Origin of the sequence: Paraburkholderia sp. (assembly GCF_034668105.1) — a bacterium.
Taxonomy (GTDB): domain Bacteria; phylum Pseudomonadota; class Gammaproteobacteria; order Burkholderiales; family Burkholderiaceae; genus Paraburkholderia.
In genome coordinates this window covers 1-2,594 of record NZ_JAXDPY010000671.1, presented here as the reverse complement: position 1 = coordinate 2,594, position 2,594 = coordinate 1, and the positions used below count along the sequence as shown (strand labels likewise).

Here is a 2,594-nt window from a genome sequence, read left to right as displayed (position 1 = left end):
CGTCCAGAGTTGGCGCTTTAGCGCCTTACCTCTGGTCCCGTGCAAAGCTGTCGACCAGAGTTGGCGCTTCAGCGCCTTATCTCTGGTCCCATGCAAAGCTGTCGACCAGAGTTGGCGCTTCAACTGTCGACCGGAGTTCGTGCTTCAGCGCGATCACTCAAGGCTCATGCAAAGCACTTACTCGGCTCTCATGCCAGATATTTCCAGATAAGAAGGGCCCATGCGGATCGACCGGCGCCTCCTGACGCTCGCGTTCGGCGGCCTTTTCTGGCGGACCTTTCTGTTGATCGCGCTGTTGATCGCAGTCAGTCTCGCCGCGTGGTTCCAGAGCTTTCGGGTGATCGAACGCGAGCCGCGCGCACAGCGCGTCGCTTTGCAACTGGTCGCTATCGTCAAGCTCACCCGTACCGCACTCCTCTATTCCGATCCCGACCTGCGGCGCGCGCTGCTGCAGGATCTGGAGAGCAATGAAGGGGTGCGCGTGTACCCGCGCGAAACCACCGACAAGTACAAACTGCAGCCCGACGAGTCGCTGAACCGGCTGATCGAACACGACATTCGCGGCCGTCTCGGCGACGACACGGTCATTGCGCAGAGTGTCAACGACATCCCCGGCGTCTGGATCAGCTTCAAGATCGACGACGACGACTACTGGGTAGCGCTCGACCGTGACCAACTGGACAACGCGACAGGCTTGCAGTGGGCCGGCTGGGGCGTGTTCGCGCTGGCGCTATCCCTGTTCGGCGCGGCGTTCATCACAAGTCTCGTGAACCGCCCGTTTGCCCGGCTCGCGATGGCCGCGCGCAAGGTCGGCTCCGGCCAGTCGCCTGAGCCCTTGCCAGAACGCGGCATGGGTGTCGCTGCCGAGACCAATCGCAGTTTCAATCAGATGGTGCAGGACCTCGAACAACTCGAGGCTGACCGCGCGCTGATGCTCGCGGGCATTTCACACGATCTGCGCACACCGCTTGCACGACTGCGGCTCGAAACCGAAATGAGCCCGTCCGATCAGGCCACCAAAGACGCGATGGTCGACGACATCGAGCAGATGGACATGATCATCGGCCGGTTCCTCGATTACGCTCGTCCGGTGCAGCGGGTACCGGAGCCTGTCGATCTGTCGGTGATCGCCGGCGAACTGGCCGCGCGGATGCAGAGCGAGGACAGCATGCGGCTGATCACGCGTCTTGCGCCATCGGCGGTGATCGAGGCCGATGAAACCGACATGCGGCGCGTGGTCGGCAATCTGCTGGAGAACGCGCGCAAGTACGGCTTGAGCGATGGCGACGGCATACCGCATGTGATTCTCGAAACGCGGGTGTCACACTCACGGGTCGAGTTGTCCGTTGTAGACGAAGGCCCTGGAATTCCTGAGGACCAACTGGCCCTTGTCACACGACCGTTTTACCGTGTGAACTCTGCGCGCACTCAGGCGAACGGCACGGGACTGGGCATGGCCATTGTGCAGCGACTGGTCGGCCGGTATCGCGGCGCGCTGCGACTGCGCAACCGCACGCCGGGCCCGGGGCTTGAAGTGACGATCGAGTTTCCGCTGGCAAAAGGCGCCTGATTTTTCCGCGCCTCCGCACGGTTCCTGCGACCACCGGCAGCGTCGACTATCAGCACGCGACTTGCCAGGATAAAACGACGGGACGAATGATCCAATAGGTCAAGATCGCAGACGAATCACGGGCTCATTACGGCGAACCTGTAGCCTCAACATGCAATTTTTCCATCAGTCGAAGGAGTATTCGCATGAAAACCGTTGGCGACAAAGTCGAAGCATTTACCGTCACGGCGGCCAAGCCGGGCTTCAATCACCACGAAGAGCATGGCGTTTCCGCATTCGAGGAGATCACGGAGCAGTCGTTTCCGGGCAAGTGGAAGATTATCTATTTCTACCCTAAGGATTTTTCGTTCGTCTGTCCGACGGAGATCGTGGAATTCGGCAAACTGGCCAAGGATTTCGAAGAGCGCGATACGGTCTTGATGGGCGGCAGCGTGGACAACGAATTCGTCAAGCTGGCATGGCGCCGTGAGCATAAGGACCTGAGCAAGCTGAACCATTATTCGTTCGGCGACGTGAAGGGTGAGCTGATCGATCAGCTGGGCGTGCGTGACGCGGAAGAAGGCGTGGCGCTACGGGCCACGTTCATAGTCGATCCGGACAACACGATCCAGCACGTTTCGGTGAACAACTTGAACGTCGGGCGTAATCCGGAAGAAGTGCTGCGGGTTCTGGACGGTTTGCAGACGGATGAAATGTGCGCTTGCAATCGGGCGGTGGGGGGGTCTACGTTGTAGAGCCTGGTGCTTGGTCTATTCTTGATCTGATTTTTTGGCCTTTCCTTGAATTGGCTCTTTGGTATTTGCTTCATCTGATTTTTTTGGCCTTTCCTTGATTTCTTATTGGTCTATTAGCGTCGCCCCTGTGCGGGGCGGCACTTACTTTCTTTGCCGCGGCAAAGAAAGATAAGCAAAGAAAGCCGCTCAACCCGCCAGCTCATAAGCGGGTCCCTCGCACAGTCGTGGCAGTGGTACATCTGGAATCCGTGCTCTCGCACACTCAGCGTCAGTGACAACGCGCTCATCAG

2 protein-coding genes are annotated in these 2,594 nt (G+C 59.1%); both read left to right on the top strand.

Going from position 1 to position 2,594, the window contains the following annotated elements:
- The first annotated feature begins 220 nt into the window (after positions 1 to 220).
- Positions 221 to 1,570 carry an ATP-binding protein gene (locus tag QOC89_RS29630; protein ID WP_054039512.1) on the top strand — a complete coding sequence of 450 codons (1,350 nt, stop codon included), beginning with the start codon at positions 221 to 223 and terminating at the stop codon, positions 1,568 to 1,570.
- 185 nt (positions 1,571 to 1,755) lie between these two features.
- Positions 1,756 to 2,304, top strand: a complete 549-nt coding sequence (locus QOC89_RS29625; protein ID WP_323048294.1) for a peroxiredoxin — start codon at positions 1,756 to 1,758, stop codon at positions 2,302 to 2,304.
- Positions 2,305 to 2,594 lie beyond the last annotated feature (290 nt).

Bases quoted from the DNA above. Each gene is read 5' to 3' on its own strand.
- QOC89_RS29625 (WP_323048294.1), top strand. From the start codon at position 1,756: ATGAAAACCGTTGGCGACAAAGTCGAAGCATTTACCGTCACGGCGGCC.
- QOC89_RS29630 (WP_054039512.1), top strand. From the start codon at position 221: ATGCGGATCGACCGGCGCCTCCTGACGCTCGCGTTCGGCGGCCTTTTC.